Annotated in this window: 6 protein-coding genes; 5 read left to right on the top strand and 1 reads right to left on the bottom strand. The window is 50.6% G+C overall.

Going from position 1 to position 5,102, the window contains the following annotated elements; genetic code table 11:
- Nucleotides 1–873, top strand: an 873-nt coding sequence (locus H261_RS22405) for a tyrosine-type recombinase/integrase (protein WP_008622367.1), incomplete at its 5' end; no start/stop codon positions are given.
- A gap of 48 nt (nucleotides 874–921) precedes the next feature.
- Here the strand turns inward: H261_RS22405 and H261_RS22400 are convergent.
- On the bottom strand, nucleotides 922–1,884 hold the full coding sequence (locus H261_RS22400) for an IS1595 family transposase (RefSeq protein ID WP_040477290.1): 963 nt from the start codon (nucleotides 1,882–1,884) through the stop codon (nucleotides 922–924).
- Nucleotides 1,885–1,941: 57 nt separating this feature from the next.
- Here H261_RS22400 and H261_RS24325 point away from each other — a divergent pair, with 57 nt between their 5' ends.
- From H261_RS24325 to H261_RS22385, 4 genes are all read left to right on the top strand, one after another.
- A complete protein-coding gene (locus tag H261_RS24325) occupies nucleotides 1,942–2,985 on the top strand; it encodes a DNA N-6-adenine-methyltransferase (RefSeq protein ID WP_081609039.1) in 1,044 nt (347 codons plus the stop codon).
- Between the two features lie 814 nt (nucleotides 2,986–3,799).
- The gene (locus H261_RS25205; RefSeq protein WP_152427077.1) at nucleotides 3,800–4,288 is read left to right on the top strand and encodes a hypothetical protein; all 489 of its coding nucleotides are present in this window, start codon (nucleotides 3,800–3,802) and stop codon (nucleotides 4,286–4,288) included.
- 66 nt (nucleotides 4,289–4,354) lie between these two features.
- Nucleotides 4,355–4,789: a LexA family protein gene (locus H261_RS22390; RefSeq protein WP_008622365.1), complete on the top strand. Its 435-nt coding sequence runs from the start codon at nucleotides 4,355–4,357 to the stop codon at nucleotides 4,787–4,789.
- Between the two features lies 1 nt (nucleotide 4,790).
- Nucleotides 4,791–5,102 (top strand): Y-family DNA polymerase (locus H261_RS22385; RefSeq protein ID WP_456095273.1); only part of this gene is annotated, 312 nt, incomplete at its 3' end.

The raw sequence follows: 5,102 nt of genomic DNA, 5'->3' as shown, positions 1-5,102 counted from the left end.
GGTTTATTTCTTGATAAGCACATTTATCCGAAATACCGGGATTGGTTCATTAAGGACTTTACGAGGGGAGTTCTAATAAAATGGATTGAAGACGACTACTCAAGACTACCAGGAACCGCATTTAACCTTATCACCTACATAAGCGCAGCCTGGAAATACGCCAGCATCCGCGAACTAATACCGGCTGAAATCGCCAACCCTGCCTTCGGGGTCAAGAAAATGCTGGTCGATTCCGGTTTTAAATTACGGAAGTCTGAGAATGGCTATAAAATGACCCTGGAAGAGGCCGACGTGGGTAAGCTGATAGCCGCCATCAAAGATAGCTATACAGACAACAATATTAATCCTATTGCCGTTGCGGTTATCGAGATGATTTTACATACAGGCGCTCGTCGTAACGAAATTCAAACCCTCCGCTTTGATGAAATCGACTATGAAAAGCGCCTTATTACTAAGCGTGACCCCGGCAAGAACGGACTCACCCGATACATTCGCCTGTCAGATGCCGCCATATCAGTGCTGGACCAAGCCGCTGTTGTCAGGGTCCGTAAAGACCGCCAGAGCGATGAATGGGTCTTCCCGTCCGGTCGTGCTGGCCATAAAAATGCCCATTCAACCGCCGTCAATGAGTACCTGCGGAGGGTCGGAACAAAGTGCGGAATGCCCACTTTGAAGCCCCACAACCTCCGTTCGTTGTACATAAATTTAGCCATTGATGCAGGCGTTCCGGTGCCTGTCGTTGCGGAAAATGTTGGCCATTCAAACGTCATGACAACCATGCTCCATTATTTGAAAAATAAGCAGTCCAGCTTATTTGACGGCATCAATACGGTTGGCGAATTGTTGTCCAAAATCGGAACAATGGAGGATTAAGTTAAAGTGGGTATGCACTTCACACATCGTGACCCCACAGGTAGCGATTTATGACTCGGAGCCGTCAGCGTTGATGATCGCGCGGTATGGCACCGGTTCAATTGCGACGGCCTGCTGGGCAAGGCGATAGAAAAGCATGCCACGGGCCTTTGAACGACGGCGATTAAAGCGGAATGCGAATTCGTCGAGGTAATAGTCGAGATGTTGGTGCTGGATACCGCCTTGCAGGGTTCCCATGAGCCATCGTTTGAGCAGCGAGGCCACCTTGTGCACACGCGGCATGACGACGTGGGCGGGATCGGTGCTGGCACTGATCACCGTGGGCTGATGCTGGTAGCCGACGTTGCGCAAGCCGGAATAGCCGGGCCAGCCATCCGTTTGGATGGTGCTTCCGGGTTCCACGGCACTGCTCACGAAGGTCAACAGGCTGTCAGCCGACACGTCCTTGATATGGCGCAACCGGACCCGGCCGAACCCGCGACCGTCCTTCTCGACAGCGATTGCGACAATGGCCTTGCCGGTGGCTCCCCGCCCCCTCACGCCCTCTTCCGGGGCACCGACGTAGGTCTCGTCCACCTCAACCTCGCCATGAAGGTTGTCCCGGCCAGGGCGGATCATCGCCCGCCGCAACTTGTGCAGCCAGGTCCAAGCCGTTCGATAGCTTCCGAGACCAAGGACGCGCTGGAGCCCCAGGGCGCTGACACCGTTCTTTTGGCTGGTTATGAACCACATCGCCAGAAACCATTGTCGAAGCGGTTTGTGGGTGTCTTGGAAAATGGTTCCCGCCGTTACAGAAACCTGCTTGCCGCAGGCTCGACAGCGCAGAAGCCCGCGCGACATCTCCGTCGGCTCGTCAACCGCCCCACATTCTGGGCAGGAGAAGCCGCGCGGCCAGCGAAGTCGGCGGACATACGCCCGGCAAGCCGCTTCGCTGCCAAACCACGCTTCGAACTCTCCGAATGTCCCAGGGTAATCAATTCCAGGCTGGGGCGGCGGGATGGCATCGGTCATGCCTCCATGCTATCCGTTGATATCGGATGTGTGAAGTGCATACCCACTTAAGTTAAAATGGCTGGTCAATCAGGGATGGCGATGAAAGGCGTAAAAAAAGGCCGCAGCCAAGAATTCTATACGCCAGTTGAAATATTATATCACCTGTATTCCGCAAATGGATACAATAAGCTTGACCTTGACCCGTGTTCACCATGCCATGGGGAAGAAGCGCCTACATACCCATGGTGTAAACAGCACTATACCGCAAAAGATAATTCATTAACAAAGGAATGGAATGGCCGTATTTATTGCAATCCTCCCTATTCAAATATTGGAGCATTCCTTGAGAAAGGTTGGGCGGAAGTCGCAAAGGGTAATGCCGAAACGATTATATTTTTAATCCCATTACGTACTGACCAAAAATGGCATCAACTATATATCCACTGGAAATATAGCCCTAAAATTTTATTCAATCGGCGTTCGATTAAATTTTCGGAACCAAGTGTTGAATTTATTGAACGCCACAATCTTGACGTGTCTGAAGTTGCTTTGGAAAGAATTAAAGCGCGGGATGGGAAAGGCATGGGTACAATTCCCGAGGCCATGCAGCTTGTATTTTTTGGCAACTTTCGGCCATTTACAGATTATTTCATGGCACTTCCGCGCCGTGAATTTCCAATTTTTAAATCACCACCAAGAAGTAGTTCATGGCGTAACCCAAAGAATGATGGAACGAGAGATGATGAATATTGCTACACCATTTATGATGAAACAGGTAACGAACACGACTACAGCAACAATAGACAAGCTGTAGTATCATTGTCACCCGCCCTTGACGCTCTTGATAGGGCTATATTTTATTTAAAGCCGAATAGGGAGAGGAAAGAAACAAAAGGCAAGCCGCTACCACATGATGAATGTAAAAGGCTATTAGCGGCTGATGCTGCGTTGTTCAAATCTGACCGAGCCCGCAAAAATAACTTAACCAAATATATCAATGTTTTGCGTAATTCGATAATTCAAGAGGCTGAGGCCAAGCCTAAGCCTAAGCCTAAGCCTAAGCCTAATAAAAAAATTACACTAACCAATGACGGATACGTGAAGTGGTGGAAAGACTGAACACAGGAGAGAGGAGACAAAGAACAAAACAAAACGCTTAATATTATTTATCATTTTCGATAAAAAAGCTCAATTTATAAACACCAACAGAACAATTATCTATTGGTGTTTATATGAAATTTTCAAAGGAATGCGTTGATTTAGTAAAGAGATTTGAAGGAACCAGATTAACCGCCTACCGATGCCCCGCCAACGGTACCGCCAACATCAGCCGAGAACTCTGCATCAATGCCCTAAACCCGCTCCACGCGATGGGGTACAGGGTCGCATGAGGAGAACTGAACAGCCCTGGCTCAATGGTGATGTCGTATTTCAAAGCCCGAGGGCTCGGTGCACTGGTCCTGCTGGGGGTAGAATCGCAAAGATAGTTGAGATATGCTTCTTTTGAGGCGTTCCCCCCAATACCCGCGCCTCATGCGGCTGGCTGGGCTCCCCTCGTCACGATGCAACCCAGCCAGCCCTCCCTTCTGAATTAGCTGGTCCTACCAATAAGGTTATCGCCCGATAGCAAACTGTGTCTAATGGTCATACCATTGGCTGGCATATCAGCGAGGGCTCATGGCGAATCGATGTGACTGTGTCGCCTACATTGCGGAGGTTGAGGCGGGCCTGCATTCGGCCCCAAGCCGTGAGCTTGCGATAAGTTTGCTGGAAAAGATTTGTGAAATATTTCGCTGCTCAATTCACAATGAATGCCCGCACAGAGTAACAACATCTGACAAGGCTCACGAGCTTGGGCAGCAACTCTCATGCGTCATAGATTCAAAAGATTGATTTTTTAACAAACCAACCTCAGTATGTAATTGAGGTATCAATGAAATTATTCACCGTTATAATGGCACTTATCTTTATGCCTTTAAGTGCGCTGCCCCAGACTGCTGCTGAAGCCAGGAATCCTGCTTATTGGAATCAGCACCGAGAGCGCAGGAATGAGATTTCAGCCCCAACCTACTGGTGGCATAATTCCGACCAGAAGCCCATTCCTGGCCTCCCCCTTTCGCAGAATTCTTCTCTACTGGACCGGGTCAATCATTGCGAAAAGCTCAGCAGTGATGTCGGCGTAGTTGCGGAGGTGGCCAGCCACCGAATTTTCCAAGAATCGGTTTGGACCGGTGGCCAAGTGCCTCATGGTGAGGTCAGATTCTATCAGAGCGAGATTCTTACCGTCGCTAATTCTTTGATTCGAGACAACAGGTATCGGCGAGCAGATGGCGGCGATGCTGAAAGCTGTCAACAGAATGCAACGGAAGCCATCAGGGAGATAAAAATGTTGGTTCGAGAGGCCCTTGGTCGGAGCTACTGATGGCCCGCCTTGACTCCATGGACAGGTGGAGTAAGAGTTGGAACGTATAATGAACGCGGACACATCATGTCTCCCTGCCTCAAGCTCATATTGGTGGATGAAACTGTCCAGGCTGGATTCCCCAGCCCGGCAGGAGATTATTTGGAGGGCCGCATCGACCTGAATGAGCACCTCATCCAGCACCCATCCGCCACCTTCCTGGTCTGGGTCTCTGGAGATTCCATGGTTGATGCCGGGATTTTCGATGGCGACCTCCTTGTCGTGGACCGCTCCATCCAGGCTGCTCCAGGCCATATTGTCGTGGCCGCCATTGACGGGGAATTGACTCTCAAGCGACTGGCCCGTCGAGGCAACCGAATGGTCCTACAGGCTGAGAACGACGCATACCCTGTCATAGAGGTCGATGAGAATTCTGAAACCCTGATATGGGGCGTCGCCACCAGTGCCATTCATTGGCTGGCCGGGCAGCCGCCGCGTACCGGCACCATGGCCGCCGAATAAGATGAAGAATCCGACGCTTTTTGGGCTCGTCGATTGCAATAATTTTTACTGCTCATGCGAGCGGGTTTTTCAGCCGAGTTTGGAAGGTTTTCCGATTGTTGTGTTGTCCAACAATGATGGCTGCATCATTGCGAGGTCCAATGAGGCCAAGGAACTGGGCGTTGAAATGGGGACGCCCTATTTCAAGGCCCGAGGGCTCATCGAGCAGCATGGCATCAAGGTCTTTTCATCGAACTACACGCTCTATGGCGACATGTCGGCCAGGGTCATGTCGGTCCTGGCGGAAAGCTCCCCCGACATTGAGGTCTATTCC

Source organism: Paramagnetospirillum caucaseum, assembly GCF_000342045.1.
Taxonomy (GTDB): Bacteria; Pseudomonadota; Alphaproteobacteria; order Rhodospirillales; family Magnetospirillaceae; genus Phaeospirillum; species Phaeospirillum caucaseum.
The sequence above is the reverse complement of the archived record's forward strand: the minus strand, read 5'-3'. Positions and strand labels throughout refer to the sequence as shown.